The sequence below is a fragment of the Thiomicrorhabdus sp. ZW0627 genome (assembly GCF_029767005.1).
In the GTDB taxonomy this organism is placed as follows: Bacteria; Pseudomonadota; Gammaproteobacteria; order Thiomicrospirales; family Thiomicrospiraceae; genus Thiomicrorhabdus.
On the sequence record NZ_JARUQR010000001.1, the window covers coordinates 968002 to 986294 of the forward strand.

General features: G+C 38.9%; 15 protein-coding genes. 1 reads left to right on the forward strand and 14 read right to left on the reverse strand.

Annotated features, from left to right (window positions below):
* Position 1 precedes the first annotated feature (1 nt).
* On the reverse strand, positions 2 to 2455 hold the full coding sequence (locus QCB45_RS04650) for an SLBB domain-containing protein (protein ID WP_279419680.1): 2454 nt from the start codon (positions 2453 to 2455) through the stop codon (positions 2 to 4).
* A 404-nt stretch (positions 2456 to 2859) separates the two neighbouring features.
* Here QCB45_RS04650 and QCB45_RS04655 point away from each other — a divergent pair, with 404 nt between their 5' ends.
* Positions 2860 to 4254: an undecaprenyl-phosphate glucose phosphotransferase gene (locus tag QCB45_RS04655; RefSeq protein WP_279419681.1), complete on the forward strand. Its 1395-nt coding sequence runs from the start codon at positions 2860 to 2862 to the stop codon at positions 4252 to 4254.
* 34 nt (positions 4255 to 4288) lie between these two features.
* Here QCB45_RS04655 and QCB45_RS04660 read toward each other — a convergent pair whose 3' ends face one another.
* The 13 genes from QCB45_RS04660 to rfbG are packed head-to-tail and all read right to left on the reverse strand — an operon-like array spanning position 4289 to position 18289.
* Positions 4289 to 5638 (reverse strand): phosphomannomutase, encoded by a 1350-nt coding sequence (locus QCB45_RS04660; RefSeq protein WP_279419682.1) that lies wholly within the window; start codon positions 5636 to 5638, stop codon positions 4289 to 4291.
* Between the two features lies 1 nt (position 5639).
* Positions 5640 to 7028, reverse strand: a complete 1389-nt coding sequence (locus tag QCB45_RS04665; RefSeq protein WP_279419683.1) for a mannose-1-phosphate guanylyltransferase/mannose-6-phosphate isomerase — start codon at positions 7026 to 7028, stop codon at positions 5640 to 5642.
* Positions 7021 to 7899, reverse strand: a complete 879-nt coding sequence (locus QCB45_RS04670; protein WP_279419684.1) for a GDP-mannose 4,6-dehydratase — start codon at positions 7897 to 7899, stop codon at positions 7021 to 7023. Before QCB45_RS04670 ends, QCB45_RS04665 begins: the two co-directional genes overlap by 8 nt.
* Entirely contained in the window at positions 7877 to 8911 is a 1035-nt protein-coding gene (gmd, locus tag QCB45_RS04675) for a GDP-mannose 4,6-dehydratase (protein WP_279419685.1), read from the reverse strand. Before gmd ends, QCB45_RS04670 begins: the two co-directional genes overlap by 23 nt.
* Entirely contained in the window at positions 8908 to 10044 is a 1137-nt protein-coding gene (locus QCB45_RS04680) for a glycosyltransferase family 4 protein (RefSeq protein ID WP_279419686.1), read from the reverse strand. Before QCB45_RS04680 ends, gmd begins: the two co-directional genes overlap by 4 nt.
* Positions 10041 to 11036, reverse strand: coding sequence for a hypothetical protein (locus QCB45_RS04685; RefSeq protein ID WP_279419687.1), 996 nt, complete (start codon positions 11034 to 11036; stop codon positions 10041 to 10043). The genes QCB45_RS04680 and QCB45_RS04685 overlap by 4 nt, the downstream gene beginning before the upstream one ends.
* A complete protein-coding gene (locus QCB45_RS04690; RefSeq protein WP_279419688.1) occupies positions 11033 to 12316 on the reverse strand; it encodes a hypothetical protein in 1284 nt (427 codons plus the stop codon). Before QCB45_RS04690 ends, QCB45_RS04685 begins: the two co-directional genes overlap by 4 nt.
* A 1-nt stretch (position 12317) precedes the next feature.
* Positions 12318 to 13166: a glycosyltransferase gene (locus QCB45_RS04695; protein ID WP_279419689.1), complete on the reverse strand. Its 849-nt coding sequence runs from the start codon at positions 13164 to 13166 to the stop codon at positions 12318 to 12320.
* Positions 13148 to 14437 (reverse strand): hypothetical protein, encoded by a 1290-nt coding sequence (locus QCB45_RS04700; RefSeq protein ID WP_279419690.1) that lies wholly within the window; start codon positions 14435 to 14437, stop codon positions 13148 to 13150. The genes QCB45_RS04695 and QCB45_RS04700 overlap by 19 nt, the downstream gene beginning before the upstream one ends.
* A gap of 2 nt (positions 14438 to 14439) precedes the next feature.
* Entirely contained in the window at positions 14440 to 14988 is a 549-nt protein-coding gene (rfbC, locus tag QCB45_RS04705) for a dTDP-4-dehydrorhamnose 3,5-epimerase (protein WP_279419691.1), read from the reverse strand.
* Entirely contained in the window at positions 14978 to 15916 is a 939-nt protein-coding gene (locus QCB45_RS04710; protein ID WP_279419692.1) for an NAD(P)-dependent oxidoreductase, read from the reverse strand. Before QCB45_RS04710 ends, rfbC begins: the two co-directional genes overlap by 11 nt.
* Positions 15916 to 17232: a lipopolysaccharide biosynthesis protein RfbH gene (gene rfbH, locus QCB45_RS04715; RefSeq protein ID WP_279419693.1), complete on the reverse strand. Its 1317-nt coding sequence runs from the start codon at positions 17230 to 17232 to the stop codon at positions 15916 to 15918. The genes QCB45_RS04710 and rfbH overlap by 1 nt, the downstream gene beginning before the upstream one ends.
* Positions 17219 to 18289 carry a CDP-glucose 4,6-dehydratase gene (rfbG, locus tag QCB45_RS04720; RefSeq protein WP_279419694.1) on the reverse strand — a complete coding sequence of 357 codons (1071 nt, stop codon included), beginning with the start codon at positions 18287 to 18289 and terminating at the stop codon, positions 17219 to 17221. Before rfbG ends, rfbH begins: the two co-directional genes overlap by 14 nt.
* Positions 18290 to 18293: the final 4 nt, after the last annotated feature.

An 18293-nucleotide genomic window follows, 5' to 3' on the forward strand; every position in this document is an offset into this window, starting at 1 on the left:
ATTAATCAAACACTCCAATTGCTTTCATCGTTGCTCCGGTAACGGCAAAGTTGGCTAGGATCTTTGAAACACTCGACCAAGTGATCAACGGATTCATTCGCTCAACATCCATTGGAACCACAATGGTATCTCCCGGTAAGATATCTATATCATTGCCAGTTGAAAACCAACCTAACTTAAGATGGTCAATGGCACCATCACCATGCACAATGTAAATTGAATCACTATCAGCACGCTTGCTAAGGCCCCCACTCATCGCAATATAGTCCGTTGCCCTCTTACCAGCTTCATGAACCACGGATATCGTACGGGACACCTCTCCCATGATGACTACTTCATTGGAACGCTTTGGAACGTACAAAACATCTTCATCGCGCATCTCAACATTTAAGGTTGATTTATAGCGTTCATAATTTTTAGGATCAAAACCGACCACCAATCGACCTATTGCAGGCGTCTCTTTAATTTTGGAAATCAACGCTTCACCCATCTCCAACATAGCCGGACCAGCTGTGTTGTTTTCCATGATTCCCGCATCTCGTCTAGCCGCTAACAATAAATTCTTCTCTAATTCCATTGCCAGCTGCTTAAGCTCTCTAGCCTCTTGCTCTTTCAACTGTTTGCGAGTAAAAATGGCATTGTTTGGTGCGGCCCACTCGGTAAAACCGCCCGCTCTTTCCAAAACGGATCCCATTGTTTCACCAGGAGCAATCGTATAAGTTCCAGGATATCGCACCTCACCTTTTATAGTGACTTGTTGTGCCGCATCACTCCAGTCGGACACTTGCTTAACGCTTAGCTGATCATAAGGCTTCAAAATGAAGTTATGCTTAGCGTCCCCTTCCTCAGCCTTAGAAAGGTTGAAATGTATACGCTCAATAGCCCTTTTTTCACCATCAACTACTTCATAACGAACCAAATCCGTACCGTTTACCATAGCTTGGGCTTTCAAGCCACCGGCCGCTCTTACTAAGTCAGTAACACGATCACCATCACTAAGAGGATAAACACCTGGGAAACGAACCATTCCACTGACCGAAATATATTTAGCGACATTCTTCTTAGTTGACTGCTGTTTAAGCTTGTCTAAAACCTCTTCCACCACCTCTTTTCTTTCATCGGCATCATCTCGAGGTAAAATATACACACGATCTTGAGGCCAAAGAGTTACATCTTTCTGTAACCCTTTATGAATAGCACTCCAGTTAGACGAGATTACTTCAAAAGGAGCTCCAACCTGTTTTTGACGTAAAATAATTTGATACGTCAAGTCCGCAGCCCTTTCAAATTCCTGATAGTCAGACAACAAACGCCCTATTGTGAGGCCTTTCTCCCATTGAAACACACCGGGATGGATAACTTCACCAAAAACTTCTACGACCTTATCAAATTGCTTTGAGACACGTTTCACTGACACTGAATCACCGTCTGAAAGTGCCGATTTCATTCCCTCTGACATAGAAACATCAACGCTTTTAACAATTGAATTACCAGCTTGATCTATGCGAGTAATGTTGACAGCGTCCAAATAAGCCGTTGGCTTAATGCCCCCCGCTAATTTAAACAACTGTTTCAAACTCTTTTCATTTTTTAATTCGTAAATAGCCGGGCGGTTAACCTCACCATCAATCGAAACCAGCTTGCCTGCCGGTGGTATAAAAACGGTATCCCCCGGCTGAAGTCGACTGTCATCCTTGGTGTCACCGTTCACGAGTAAATCGTAAAGGTCCAAAGTCGCGATCAGACGTCCATTTCGCTTCAACTGAACATTTCGATAAGAACCAATATCTGAAATCCCGCCACTCACATACAGTGCATGCGTCATGGTCGCCATCCCACTTACCAAGTATGACCCTGGCGTTCTTGACTCACCCATCACAAAAATTCTAAATGAGCGTAAATCGCCCATGGTGATACTGGAACTCACCCCCATTCCAAGATTCTCTACCCGCTTGGCAAGAACTGATTTAGCCTCTGAGAAGCTTAATCCTGCGAGGCTTACAGGCCCAATTTCCGGAAAGTTTACCTGACCGTTACGATCGACAACCAAGTCGTACATCTGACTTTTCGCGCCATAAAGCTGAACTTTTAGCTGATCCCCCGGCCCCAACACATAATCAGTCGGAACTGGAATATCATTAACGGGAGCAAATGTGGTCGGTTGACCAGCAAAAAGTTCCGAACCAAATCGTTTTAGATCAAAGGTAGTATTTTTCAGAGCATCGTCTTGGGACGAGTCTTTAGGCTTTAGAGGTTTTACGGTATCTTTTACCGGTTCAAGCTTAGGTTGTTGTTTTAACTGACCGCTAAGAACATCGCTTTCGATTCCTTGAGACTCTAAAAGTTTCTTTTGTTGCTCTTTAGGCAGAGATTTAAAAACATCAATTTGCTCCAAATTTGGAGTTGCAGCCATTGACACGGAACAAAACACGCTTATAAAAAGCAAAATCAACACTTCTCCCGCGCACCTTAATTTTTTCTCCCCAAAAATAAACACCAGTAACTGTTCTCCGCGCTAAATAGTTTTCAAATAAATTCAAAAGAAAATGTAATATTATTCTATGAAAAAACCTAACAATTATCTGGAATTTTTATGGCGTTTATCTGAATTTTTTATTAAAAGATTCAATTCCGACAGCCAACGCCAGAACTACAACTTACTCACTAAGTATTACTATCAATACCCACCCTATTCTCCAATTATTTAACGTCATGAAAATTACGACTTTCAAGCCAAATTTCAAATTTAACGATTCGCTTAAAACAACAAATACTAATATATATTTTTCTAACAACAGCAAGCTATTCAAAAGTACAATGTACAACCTAACCATAGAACTATAAAAACAAAGAATACTCATGAACATCCAAACTGACTCCTCAGGCTTTGTATGGCTGCACCGTTTCATTGACTTAGTAATCCCATATTTCATTTTAATGGCGATTGCCAACTACATTTTCGATGTCCCAATACATGATCGCTACACCATAATGGGCATACTGGGTGGATTTGTGTTTGTTACATCTGCACAAATGGTAGGAACCTACCAAAATTGGCGGGGAAGACCTTTTTTTAACAGCATGCAGCTTGTCCTAAAGGCCTGGGTAATAACATGGGGAATTCTTATTATCGTCGCATTCCTATACAAAGATGCCAGCAACTATTCCCGAATGCTGACTGTTTTATGGGCAATTGCAACACCACTGGTTCTAATCGGATACCGGTTATTTCTCCGCCTAGTTTTAAGTTACTACCGCATGCAAGGCAACAACTATAAAGAAGTCGCAATAGTTGGTGCAGGCAAAGTTGGACAACATTTAGCCGCAGTTATCCAGAAGAATCTGTGGCTGGGCTACAAAGTAATCGGTTTTTATGACGACAACACTGAACTAAAGAACAGAAAAATTGTAGGTACTCCTGTTTTAGGCACAATTGAACAAGTCTACAACGATGCTAAAAGTGGAAAATTTGATGAACTCTATATATGCCTACCATTGAGAGCGGAAAATAAAATCAAACTGTTATTGAATCAACTTACCGATACCACAACGGTAGTCAAATACATTCCAGACCTGTTTTCATTTGATCTAATGCATGCAAAATGGACAGATCTTAAAGGAATTCCAGTCATCAGTGTCTATGACACACCACTAAATAGTACGACTGCAAAACTATTAAAGCGCATGGAAGATCTCGTTATTTCCAGCATAATTTTACTTTTAATCAGTCCAATGATGATTATCTTAGCCATAGCAGTAAAAGTGACCTCTCCAGGCCCAATCATCTTTAAGCAAAAACGCTACGGCCATAATGGGCAAGAAATTAAAGTCTATAAATTTCGTTCAATGACGACACAAGACAACGGAGCGAAAGTAAAACAAGCAACTAAGAACGATCTAAGATTCACACCTATCGGCGCGTTTCTTCGAAAAACCAGTTTAGACGAACTGCCTCAGTTTATTAATGTGTTACAAGGGAAAATGAGTATTGTCGGCCCTAGGCCACATGCTGTGGCCCATAACGAAGAGTACCGTCAACTGGTTCCAAAATACATGCAACGCCACCTGGTCAAACCGGGCATTACTGGTTGGGCTCAAATCAATGGCTGGCGCGGTGAAACCGATACTTTAGAAAAAATGGAAAAAAGGGTCGAATACGATCTGCACTATATTAATAACTGGTCATTATGGCTCGATATTAAAATCATCGTATTAACAATTTTTAAAGGTTTTATAAACAAAAACGCCTACTAAGAACGTAGGCGCTTCATTACAACAGACCTGAAAATTAAACGATCAAGCCTTCAATCTCTTTAACCTTCTTCCAAACTAGGTCCTTATCTCCCCTACTTTCCACATTCAAGCGAAGTAAAGGCTCAGTATTGGAGGCTCTGATATTCATGCGCCAGTCACCAAAGTCCAAGCTCACACCATCAGTTTTATCTATTTGAGGGGATAGAGAGGAGTAGTAACTCATCACTCGCTCCAAAACCGCAGGGACGTCAGAAACAGTATAGTTAATCTCTCCACTACATGGGTAGGCCTGCATTCGCTCGTTCACAAGAGAGGATAATGATCTTCCGGTTTTACTCATTAACTCCGCAATCAATAACCACGGGATCATTCCTGAATCACAATAAGCAAAATCTTTAAAGTAATGATGAGCCGACATTTCCCCACCGTAAATGGCATCTTCCAAACGCATACGCTCTTTAATAAATGCATGACCGGTTTTGGATTGCACCGGAGTACCGCCTGCATCGGATACTTGATCTATCGTATTCCAAGTTAAACGAGGGTCATGAATAATCTTTTCACCTGGGTGCCTCGCTAACAAAGTTTCTGCCAACAGCCCCACAAGATAATACCCCTCTATAAACTCTCCGTTTTCATCAAACAAAAAGCATCGATCAAAATCCCCATCCCAGGCAATTCCAAAGTCTGCTCCAAACTCTTTAACAGCTTTCGCCGTAACCGATCGATTTTCAGGAATCAATGGATTCGGCACACCATTAGGGAAATTACCATCCGGCGTTTCATTAACAAAGACACACTCAAAAGGTAGATTATCGGCAATTTGTTTTACGACAACGCCTGCAGAACCATTCCCGGCATCCATCACTATTTTCAGGGGTTTTAACGCGTTGAGATCCACGTAAGTGAGTAAATGCCTAATATAGTCACTTTTATCATAGAGCGATGTAATCTGACCTTGTAATTCAGGTTTAGAACCATAATCATCAGCAATCACTCTAGACTCTATCGATTTCAAACCTGAATCACCTGAAATAGGTCTTGAGCCCTTAGCGACTAACTTCATTCCATTGTAGCCTTTAGGATTATGACTCGCGGTAATCATGATTCCACCATCTGCATTATGGAAGAATGTTGAAAAGTAGACCTCTTCAGTACCACACAGACCTATATCCAATACATCAGCGCCTGAATCCGTCAAACCACTCTTCAAGGCTCTTGCCAACCCTTCGCTCTCTAGACGAATATCGTAACCAACGACTACCGTTTTTGCTTTTAATTCAGCAACAAAAGCACGACCAATTTTATAAGCCAACTCTTCATTTAAATCATCGGGCACCTTGCCTCGAATATCGTACGCTTTAAAACATGAAAGTTTTGTCATTTTATCTTCCGTAAATATCTTCAATTCTGACAATATCATCCTCACCAGTGTATTCACCGACTTGTACCTCAATCATGACCAAGTCAATTTTCCCCTGGTTTTCCAAACGGTGAACCTGTCCCATTTGAATGTAAGTCGATTCATTAGCTCGAACTAAAAACACATCTGAATCCACGGTAACCGTAGCGGTACCCGAAACGACAATCCAGTGCTCATTTCTGTGGAAATGTTTCTGCAAAGAAAGTTTGCTTCCTGGCTTAACAACTATTCGTTTTACCTTATACTGCTCTGAATCAATCAAAACCTCATAAGTTCCCCATGGGCGATAAGCTAGACGATGAATTTCGGCCAATTCAGGAGCTTGTTTTTTAATTTGGGCAACTACTTGTTTTACTTTTTGAGAACTGCCTTTTTTAGAAACTAAAATCGCATCAGTGGTATCTACAACCAATAAATCTTCCACATCAACTAAAGCAATTTGACGATCCCGCGTAACTAATAAATTATTGGTCGAGTCCACACAGATTGGCTCAGGAGAGTTTTCAACTCTAGCCAAAACAGCATTTTGAGCAGATTCTGACTTTAATTCATCATACAGTGAATCAAAACTGCCTAAATCAGACCATCCCATATCACAAGCAACCACCTTAACCTTGTCCGATTTTTCCATGACTGCATAATCGATACTGTCCTCAGGAATCATACGCATTAGGTCCAAATCAATTTTCATCTCAGAATCACAATCAGTGTCAGGCAATGCACTTAAACAGGCTTGATAAATTTCAGGGGAATGCTTCTTTAACTCATTCAAAAAAACGCCAGCTTTAAAGCAAAACATTCCTGAATTCCAATAATAATTTCCCTGATTAATATAAGTCTGAGCAACTTCTTCGGAAGGTTTCTCTTTAAAAGACAGTACATCATTTCCGGATGCTTCAATGTAACCAAATCCAGTTTCAGGATAAGTCGGATGAATACCAAACGTTACTAAATTCCCTTCTTCAGCCAGAGATCTTGCCTGTCTTACCGCAGCCTCATAGGCTTCACGATTCTTAACCAAATGATCTGAGGTAGTCACCAATACCAAATCATCCTCATCCAAACTCAAACATGCCAGTGCTATAGCTGGTGCAGTATTACGCCCTACCGGTTCCAATAAAAAATGAGCAGGACTTTCTTTGATCATCTGATTCAATTGGTCGACAGCTAAAAAGTATTGATCCGTATTTGATACGATTAGAAATCGAGAACAGATAGGTTCATTGCGCTTTACCGTTTGTTGAAAAAGAGATTCACCATCAAACAGTCGAACAAATTGTTTTGGTAACATCGTTCGACTCAACGGCCATAGTCGTGTACCAGAACCACCACAGAGAATAATATTAATCATTTGCACTCCCATACATCCAACGCAAGGTATCTTCAATTTGAAATCTGAAAGTTGGTTGGACTAAGTCTTTTAATTTGGTTACATCACCAGATAAGTTCTTAATTTCATTATCTCGAACAAAGTCTGGATTTATATTCACACTAATTTCATAGCCTGCAATCTGGTTCATCAATTCAATAATTTGTAATAAACTTATTGTTTTTCCTGAACATATATTTACTACATCTGAACGGAAATCACATTCAAGCAAGTCCATATAAATTTTGCACACGTCCCGTACATCATTGAATTCTCGGGACACATCTAAGTTTCCCAGTTCAATAACATTCTTTCTTGCTAAATATGCATTAACAATCTTTGGAACTAAAAACTGCTCTGCATGCCCCACCCCGGTATAATTGAATGGTCGAGCTACCAAAACTGGCAGTTTTTCAAAATAATTTTGAGCCATATGCTCCATCGACAACTTACTACATCCATAATGGCTCAAAGGCTTCGGGCACAATGATTCAGACAGAACCTCGTTTTCTACATTACCGTAGACCGTTGCACTACTAGCAAGCACAACTTTATTAAGAGGCTGCTGCAACTGACATAAAGCATCCAACAAATTCATCGTACCGATAACGTTTACTCGGTATATTGCTTCGTGGTCCGACTCCGCAGCAAAAGAAATTCCAGCTAGATGCACTACAAAATTTGGGTTGGCCGATATAACTTCTTTAAATACTGATTCACGATCAGTTAAGTCCGAACCCAACCCTACAACTTCATAGCCCGATTCAATCAGATATAGTTCCAACTGCCTCCCAGTAAAACCATCTAAACCTGTTACCAGAACTTTATTATTAAAATGAGAATCCGGCTTCATTTCTTCTCACGTCTTCCTTAACCATCATTGCACAAAGCTCTTCCAGTGTTGTTTTCGGTGCCCATCCCAGTTCATCCTTGGCTTTTTGAGGGTCGCCAATTAATAAATCCACTTCTGCCGGGCGATAAAACTTTGGATTTACTCTAACGACCGTTCTGCCTGTTGCAACATCAACTGCAACCTCATCTTCGTCTTTGCCTTTAAACTCCAAATCAATATCCACAGCCTTAAATGCTAAACGAACAAAATCACGGACAGTTTCAGTTCTGTTTGTAGCCAAAACAAAGGTATCTGGCTTATCCGCTTGAAGCATTAAATACATGCCTTCTACATACTCTTTAGCGAAGCCCCAATCACGTTTCGCATCCATGTTTCCCAATTCCAAACAATCAAGCATGCCTAACTTAATCTTGGCAACAGTATCTGTAATCTTTCTCGTAACAAATTCTCTCCCACGCAATGGAGACTCATGGTTAAATAAAATACCACTAGATCCGAAAATGCCATACGATTCGCGATAATTTATGGTCATCCAGTGAGCATATAATTTCGCGACGCCATAAGGACTACGAGGATACAATGGAGTTCTTTCTGTTTGCGGAACCTCTTGCACCAATCCGAACATCTCAGAGGTTGAAGCTTGATAAAATTTAATCTTCGGATCCACAATTCGAATTGCTTCTAGCAAGTGAACAGCCCCCAAACCGGTAATATGTGCAGTTGCTAACGGCTGATCAAATGAAACTCCAACAAAACTTTGCGCAGCTAAGTTATATATTTCATCAGGCTGAATTTCAGCCACCATTCGGATTGTGTTAGTCGCATCTGTCAAATCATATTCAATCAAATGTAAATTGGGATTCTTTTGAATTCCCAACTCTTCGATTCGCCAAAAATTAACTGATGCAGTCCTACGGTAAGTACCGTAAACAGTGTATCCCTTACTTAACAACAACTCTGCTAAATACGCCCCATCCTGACCAGTAATCCCGGTAATAATTGCTTTTTTCATACCCTTTCTTTCCAATTTTTATATTCTTTCTCTACAAATTCTTTAAATTCTTCTCTGAATCTTTTATTACTGAAACGCGATGCGTTAACTTCACAGTTTTCATATAAAATCTTATGCGCGTTTTCCTCAAAAACATCTATCGCTTCAGATAACGAAGAAGAGGTCTGCTCTTTAAAAAACACACCTGTTGGATTTGCTTCATCTAACCCCTGAACCGTCTCCAACACCCCTCCTTTTGCAAAAGCAATAACAGGCGTCCCGCAAGCTTGGGCTTCAACAGGTGTAATACCAAAATCCTCTTCGGCAGCAAAAACAAATGCCTTCGCTTTTTCCATAGAATCTTTTAAAACAGGAAAGCTCTGGTACCCCATCAACTGAATATTTTCAAAATTTTTCGCTATCTTTTGAATTTTAGCAAAGTCTGGGCCTGTTCCAATCACGCGCAACTTTTTATTCGGCATTTTGGTAAATGCTTCAACAATCATATCCATTTTTTTATAAGGAACCATCCTAGACGCTGTTAAATAATAATCTTCCTTTTTATCACAAAATGAAAAATCCTTTACAGATACTGGGGGATAGATTACAACCGAATCTCTACGATAGACTTTCTCGATTCGACGTTTGATAAAATTTGAGTTGGCGATATATACATCAACCCGATTAGATGTCCCTACGTCCCACTTTCGAATTCTGTGCAACAAATACTTGGCTACCCAGCCTTTCAAGCCTTTGTTTAAACCAGATTCACGTAAATACTGATGTTGTAAATCCCAAGCGTAACGAATCGGCGAGTGAATATAACTGATATGCAATTGATCCGGGCCGGTAATTACAGCCTTAGCTACGGCATGAGAAGATGAAATGACAAGGTCATAAGATGATAAGTCAAATTGCTCTACGGCTAGAGGCATTAACGGTAAATAACTTCTATACTTGGATTTAGCCCAAGGTAAGTTCTGGATAAAAGAGGTTTGGACTGCCTTATGCGAAATAAATCCACGTTCTTCTTCCGGTATAAAATCCACCATACTGAACAAATCAGCCTCGGGATAAACCTTAATCATCTGTTCTAAAACGCGTTCAGCACCAGCATAAGTAACTAACCAGTCATGAATGATTGCAACTTTCATTTTTCCCCTAGAAAATCTTTATAGATATCAACGTGCATATCCGCAATATTGATTGGTGAATAAAATTCAAATGCCTTCAAACCTCTTCGTCGCAGTTCTATATACCTATTACTGTCAGCCTCTAGAGATACAAGTTCACCTAATGCAGCTTCAGGAGATTGAACATCAATAAATGCTTCCCGTAAATTTGACGATGTCATTTCACCAGAGTTTGACAACATCAATACACCATGCCCAAGAGCTGCAATAAAAGACGATCTCCGTTCACTTACGCCATCGGGGAAAAATAAATAAGAATATTTACTATGAATCAGCCCCTCAGAAACCTCATCTAAAGGCTTATTTAAATGCCAGTTGATATCTAAATCTCCTGAAATTGACTTAATCTCATCAAAGTAATCCTCACTCCCCTTCGGTATAGCAGAATATATATTGATAGGAAAAGAACGAAAATTTTGATTAAGTTTTCGGGACAGTTCGATAAACTCTTCCACACCTTTCTCTTTACGCATCAGGCCAAAGAACGCAATACCCTCTCGTTCAGCCTCTTCAATCACATCCTCTTTAGGCATAAATGCGGGCAATACTGGTATCACAATTATTTTGCGTCCAAATCTTGACCACACCTTAGAAATCGACAATTTTTCATGCTCTGTCGTCACTATTATTTTTTTTGCAAAAAACAACAGAGGTAACTCCGCCAGCTTTCTTAAAATGTGAACTTGACTAAATTCATGAATCGTAACAACTGGACGAGATAAGACCGCCATCAATTGAGGCAACAAACTCATTCCATAACCTATTGATGGGTACTGAATATGCACAATGGATTTTTTTCTGTTTTTTAAAACTTTAAAAAAACTAAAAAAGTCAAACTTTACAACATCAACTTCACAGCCTCTCGCCATCAATGAAGATGATAAGTTCATTGTATAGTCTCCTACACCACACACTTCCGGCGGAACTGAACCCGTTAACATCAATACTTTCATTTTATTGTCTGCACCCTATAAGACTTCGCAAGTAAATTTTCTCCCACTAAAACCCCCAAAATTATCCAAAAAAATGAATAGGTATACACGAAACCAGTCACGACTTGAAGAAACATCATTACGAGAATTGATAACAATACAGATTGTGCCCGGAGCAATACCAGTTTTTCTTTTGAAAACCTTATCGAGGCTACCATTTCTCGAAGCGTCCAATACAGAAACATCATAAAACCAATTATTCCTGAATTCGCAAGCAGCCCCACCAATAAACTATGTACTGTAACAACACCCCACCCCATGCCAAACAGAGGACTTTCAATGAACTGCTCCCACCCAAAAGCAACTGAACCAAACCTTTCAATGAAAGAATATGATTCTAGCTTTACCACCAATAAATCAAATATAAATGGAGCTAAGGCTGAGACTAAAAATAAAGTCAAAAATAGTACTATTCCAAGTAACAGTACACTTCTACTTTTATATACATATAACCCAACAGAAATCAAAGCCATACTGACCAACCCCAAATATGCTGACGCTGAAGTTGATAGCATCAATACTATAAATGAATTTATAAGCACAATATTAGTGAATAAGCCGAGCTTATATCCATATATTTTCATAAAAATAAACAATGAAAAGCAAACGACCAACCACTGTGTGAATATCGAAGGTTCAGTAGAGACAGATGATATTCTTTTCATCCCATTTTCAAGAACGGCAGTATAGCCTTGTGCATTTGGATTTACGCTATTATTGAAGACTTCTGAAGGGTAGTACAAATCAAAGGTAAATGATAAAAACTGGTATTCTCCAATCAAACTAACTACCAACATGGACCATGCAATCGTTGTTAATATTGCCTTATAAAATCCGTACTTATAAACATCCAGGCCAATAGAAATCGTCAGCAACACACCAATAACAAGATAAACCACTTGGAAATAAGAAAATTCATTTACATAATAGTTTGAGGGATCAACGTACGGAACAAATAGGTTGCTAACAATTAAATATAGAATAAAAAACATCCCAAACAAACTAAATTTATAGTTTATAACGTTTACAACCCTGAGTTTTATTATTAAAAATGATATTAGGTATGCTAATGAAAAAAACAACGGGTATGAAATCGTATTTTCCGATGCAGTAAAATTTATAACAGCAACTGCTGAAAATGGCATAAAAAATACAGCGTATACCAACAAAGCCTTGTGCCCAATAAATAAAGCAAGGAACAATAAAAGTATCGCTATCAATCCCGTGATTGGCACTTCCATGTTATTGAATAATCCTATTAAAAATTAGTCGCCATATTCTTGTATCGTAGCATTTGATTTTCACGTACAACTTTACAGTCCTTAGGAACAACCTAAACAAGGTTAATTTGTATACTGGTGAACATCTTTCACTCAAAGCCTCTTTATTAGCTGACAGAACCAACAATGTATGTTTTATCATCCTTAAAGCGTTACTGGATAAAGACCCTTCATGCACACGATATTTTGCTAATGGCTTATCGATAAAAAATATAACCGAATTATTTAAAGCGAGCCTTATCCACAAATCATAATCGCAAGTAAAATAAGGCTCTCTAAATAAAACGCCTCTAGACATAAGATTATTTTTTATAAAACTCCGATCAAACATAGTGAAATTAATTGAAAAAGGGTTTTTTAATAAAATCTCAGAACACGACATTAGCCTCTTACCACCATGAACGCGCATTTTCCTCTTTCTAAGCCCCTTTTGGGTCAACAACAAATGTTCAGTAGATACTATATTTACATTCGGCTCATCTCTAAAAACACTGATACATTCTTCTATAAAATTTGATTCAATCAAATCATCAGCACTTAGTAGGACCAAATAGTCGCCAGAAGCTCTTTTTACCACTAAATTCCAATTAGCAGCCATGCTTACCAAAGAATCGTTTCTTTCAACCATAACCCTTTCATCAAGATCACATAAATCATTCAATATGATTCCCGTTCCATCAGAAGAAGCGTTATCTTGAATTAATACTTCAATATTTCTATACGACTGATTCAGCACACTCTCAACCGTTTCTTGAAGGTGATTCTCTCCATTATAAACAGGTATACAGACACTTACTTTCGGTTGGTACACACGGCCTCCTCACTAAACAATTTTTTTTTCACATAATACTTATACATCAAGAAACTTGCTACCTGAGCCGTTAGTCCTGAAAGTGAAAATACAATCACATCCTCAAACCTTGAAGTAAAAAAAGTCAGTGTAAAGAAAGTCAAAGCAAAGACAATATTCACAAAAATAAATACATTCGCTTTAGTAGAAGTAATTAACACTCCAACAAAAACTGATTCAAAAATTACTATCGCCTGCCAAGCGCCAATTATTCCCGTCAGGACTAAGTAATTAATCATATCTAAATTCAGATTAGAAAAATTAGACTGTAAATCAAAATAATCAAACAAATAAACTAGAATCATTAAGAACGATAAAAGTAATATATAAATACTCACCGACTCTTTGAGATAAGTATTTGCAACTTCACTGTAGTTTGAAACTTTCTGATTGGCCGCTTTTTTGGCTAACTCATACATATAGACTCTATTTGATGGCCCAACAGCAACGGTAAACAAAGCGATTATAGACCTGTATGCATAATTGAATAAACTTAGAGCACCTTCCTGAAAACCTAACAATACGAAATTAGTAATAAGCTGAAAGGAAATGGTATAAAAGTTGTGCCCCAACCTCATAAAACAGCTGTTAATTACAAAAGCTTTTATCTCGCAGGATTCGCATTTGAAATAAAAGCCATTACTCTTCCAAACATAAATAGTTGAAACAATAGCTCCGAGCCACATAATGCATGAATAAATAATGCTGACAATATAAACACTTAAATCTTGCCCGAACGTCCAGGCAGTCACTCCTACCAGTAGCGCAATATTTGGTATAAGAACCAATAGGTATGACTTTAAAATTGCCCCTTCAGCGTTAAAAAACCTGTCATTAAGCGCAATTATTGCATAGGCCGGTAACGCCAATAGAAAACCATGCATAACTCCTGTACTTATGAAGTCAGCTAATCCCGAATTAACAAAAAATTGAAGTCCAAGAAAAACAGAAAAGGCAACAACCACACTGGTCGAAACAGACGAAACAAATGTTTTGTAATAAAAACCAATAGCCGAATTTATTCCAACTCTTGACTTGATTCTATTGAAATAGACAATAAATTGATCAAATGGCATCAAAATAATAAGTTGGGAAATCGTAACTATTGACAAGGCAAGAAACAAGAAATCGGTTTCTGTATTAGTTCCATGAAAAATAACTAACAGTAATAAGACAAGAGCCTGTGTCAAGACAGATAGACTTGCCAAAATATTCTTTGAAAATCTAACCATCTTTAACTGCTAACGCCAAACTCAGACAAACTTGGAAAGGCGCAATCACGATCAGATATTACTAGTTCATTTCTTGAAAAAATCTGTTCCCAATCAAAACCAAAACTATCCCATCTTATCCCTGAGTCGGAAGAAGGAGAGTGAACTGTCGTTGTTAAATACGTCACTGTTGCAGACTCTGAGAGAGTTAAGAAACCATGTGCAAATCCTTTTGACATATATAAAGACTTTACATTTTCACTTGAAAGCTTCGTGTAAAAGAAATTTCCAAAGGAATCTGAATCTCTACGTATATCAACCGCTACATCGAGTATTTCACCGTCAGTGACATAAACTAATTTTGCGTGGTCATGCGGGGGTTGCTGAAAATGCATTCCCCTTAAAACACCTTTTTTAGAGACGGAATAAAAGCTTTCCTTAAAATCGCACTCTAAACCAGACTCATTAAATAAATCGGAATGAAATGTTTTAACAAAAAGCCCTCGTTGGTCTTCAAATTTTTTACTTTGTATCTCAAAAACCCCATCTAAATTAGTTTCTTTAATTTCCATGCAGACTATTCTCTTTATAATAAGAAATGGTATTTTTTATACCTTTATGAATTGTATATTCAGGTTCCCAGTCCAATACTTGACGTATTTTGGAAGTATCGGCAAATGCAATTGGAATATCCAAAAGCGAAGGTTCGCCCCATTTTTTCTTTACACTTTGGCCTAAACACTCTTCAACAACGGAAACTACATCCCGGATACTCAAAGCAACTCCAGATCCCAAATTGAACACTTCATATTCTGCGTCCCAGTCACGAGAATGTAATCGCTCAATTGCTTTAACGTAAGCCTGAACAATATCCTTAACATAAATCAGATCTATTTTCTGAAGACCTTCAGATAACTCAATAACATCATCATTTATCGCTTTGTTGATAATCATTGGAACAAGCTTATGGTTATCCCTTTCACCATAAGGTGAAAACAGCCTGAATGTGTTAATCGCTATTTGACTTGAATAGGTTTTTAAAGCCTCTTCAAAAATAATTTTGGTTTTTGCGTAAAGATTATAAGGGCTTACTTCTGAGGTTTCTTTAACAGGTAGAATTGAACAATCATATTCAAAAAAAGTTCCAGTATTAATAAAAGCTTTTACACCTTTTCGAACACCTATCTCAACAAGTTGAAGCGGAAAAGAAACATTTGCTTGAATCATCTCATCAACTTCTTGCCCATTATCGAACTTACGATAAAGTGTCGCCAAATGAATAATTACGTCAATTTGTTGCTCTTCAAAAATACTTTCAAGTAAATCGACTCCTAGATCATAGGTTTTTACTTGATTTAACAAATGTTCAATCCGCCATAAATTAGACGATGATCGTTTAAGAACGATCACCTTATGTCCTTGGTTTAAGAGTGTTTCAAGCAAGTGACTGCCTATAAACCCTGTCGCACCTGTTAATAAAATAGTTCGCAAATCTTGCATTAAAAATTCACACCAAAAAATTCTTCTAATTTCTCTGCGACATAATCTAACTGCTCTTTACCTAGACCAGGATAAATCCCTAACCACAAAGTTTGGTTCATCGTGATATCCGTGTTCGTTAACTCACCAACTACCCGGTGCTCTACATCCTGGAAATAAGGTTGTCTAATTAAATTACCGGCAAACAAGAGACGCGTACCAATCTTGCTCTGATCCAGATACTTCGTAAGATCAACCCTGTCTACACCCGCTGAATCTTTTATTGTGATTGGAAAGCCGAACCAAGAAGGTGTAGAACCTTCAGTTGCATCTGTAATTTCAATAAAATCCGTCAAACTCGCCAAACGTTCTTTCAGATAGTCAAAATTAGCATTTCGTTTTTCAATAAACTCCGGCAAACGTTTTAACTGAGCCAAACCACAAGCGGCCTGCATGTCTGAAATTTTTAGGTTATACCCAAGATGAGAATATGTGTACTTGTGGTCATAACCTTGCGGCAGAGTGCCTAATTGCATATTAAATCGAGTACCGCATGTATTATCACATCCAGGCTTACAATAACAATCACGACCCCAGTCTCTAAACGATTCCGCAATTACGGCGAGCTTTGGATCATTCGTAAATACAGCACCGCCCTCACCCATTGTTATATGATGAGCCGGATAAAAACTACAGGTTGCGATATCACCAAAAGTACCCACATGCTTACCATCAAATTTAGCACCTAAAGCATCACAACAATCTTCAATAAGCCACAAGTGATGCTTCTCACAAATCTCTTTTACTTTTGCTAGGTTAAATGGGTTACCCAGAGTATGAGCGAGCATAATTGCTTTTGTTTTTGGCGTAATCGCCGCCTCAATCAAATCTGCATTCACATTGTGGGTACTCAAATCAACGTCAACAAATACAGGAACAGCACCAAACTGAATGATCGGGTTTACAGTTGTTGGGAAACCTGCAGCCACTCCTATTACTTCATCACCTTTCTTAATCGCTCTAGGGCCAAGCTTTGGTGACGTTAATGCACTAAACGCTACCAAATTTGCTGAAGAGCCTGAATTGACTGTAATCAAGTGTTTTACACCGATAAACTCTGCCAATTCTTTCTCAAACTGATCATTAAAACGACCTGTAGTCAGCCAACCATCAAGCGACGCCTCAACCATATACTGAAGCTCTGTCTCTCCAATGACCTTTCCGGATGGCGGAACGACCGATGTGCCGGGTTCAAAAGCTTTTTCAGCATACTGCAGTTCTGCGTACTGTTTAACAAGTTCAGCAATCTCTTTTCTAAGACCATCAGTTGTTTGCATTTTTCATTTCTCTCATATATTCATTAATTTCATCAAGGCATATAACTTGCATATCTTCTTCGTTCAACCAAGATTGATGCCACTTAACAATTTTTTCCAATGTTTGCTTTAAGCGCCAAGTAGGCTGCCAATTCAACCTAAATTTAGCCTTTGAAATATCCAATTTCAAGTAACCAGCCTCATGAGGATGCGAGTTTTTATCCAACTCCCAGCTTGCGTCCGACCATAAAGACACCATCTGATCCAGTATCCAATCTACAGGCTTTGCATCCTCCTCATAAGGACCAAAGTTCCAGCCTTCCGCATACTCTTCCGGATTTTCATAAAGCGCTTGAGCCAAAACCAAATATCCAGACAATGGCTCCAAAACATGTTGCCAAGGTCGTGTCGACATGGGGTTACGTACAATAACTGGTTCGCCTTTTTCAAAAGCGCGAAGGATATCAGGAATCAAACGGTCATCAGCCCAATCGCCACCACCGATTACATTCCCAGCACGTGCAGATGCCAACGCTACGCCTTTCTCTTGCATAAAGGATCTTCTATAAGCTGCCGTAACCAACTCAGCGCAACCTTTGCTGCTGCTGTATGGATCATAACCACCCATAGGTTCATCTTCTCGATATCCCCACACCCACTCTTTATTCTCATAACATTTATCAGTAGTTACACTAACAATTGCTTTCAAGCTGGAACAGCTTTTAGCCGCCTCCAGTACTTTTGCCGTCCCCATTACATTTGTATCATAGGTTTCCAGAGGCTCTTTATATGAAAGCCTGACTAGAGGCTGTGCGGCCATATGAATAAGAATATCCGGATCGAAACCAACCATACTCGCACTTAGTTTTTCAAAGTCTCGAATATCCCCAATTTCAGATTCGATCTTCTCAGCAACTCTGGCCTCTTCAAATAGGCTAGGAGTGGTTGGTGGAGCCAATGAATACCCCTTTACCTTCGCCCCCATGGAGCTCAGCCATAATGAAAGCCAGCTTCCTTTGAAGCCTGTATGCCCCGTTAAAAAAACTTTTTTCCCACTCCAGAAGTTCTTATTGACCATCAGA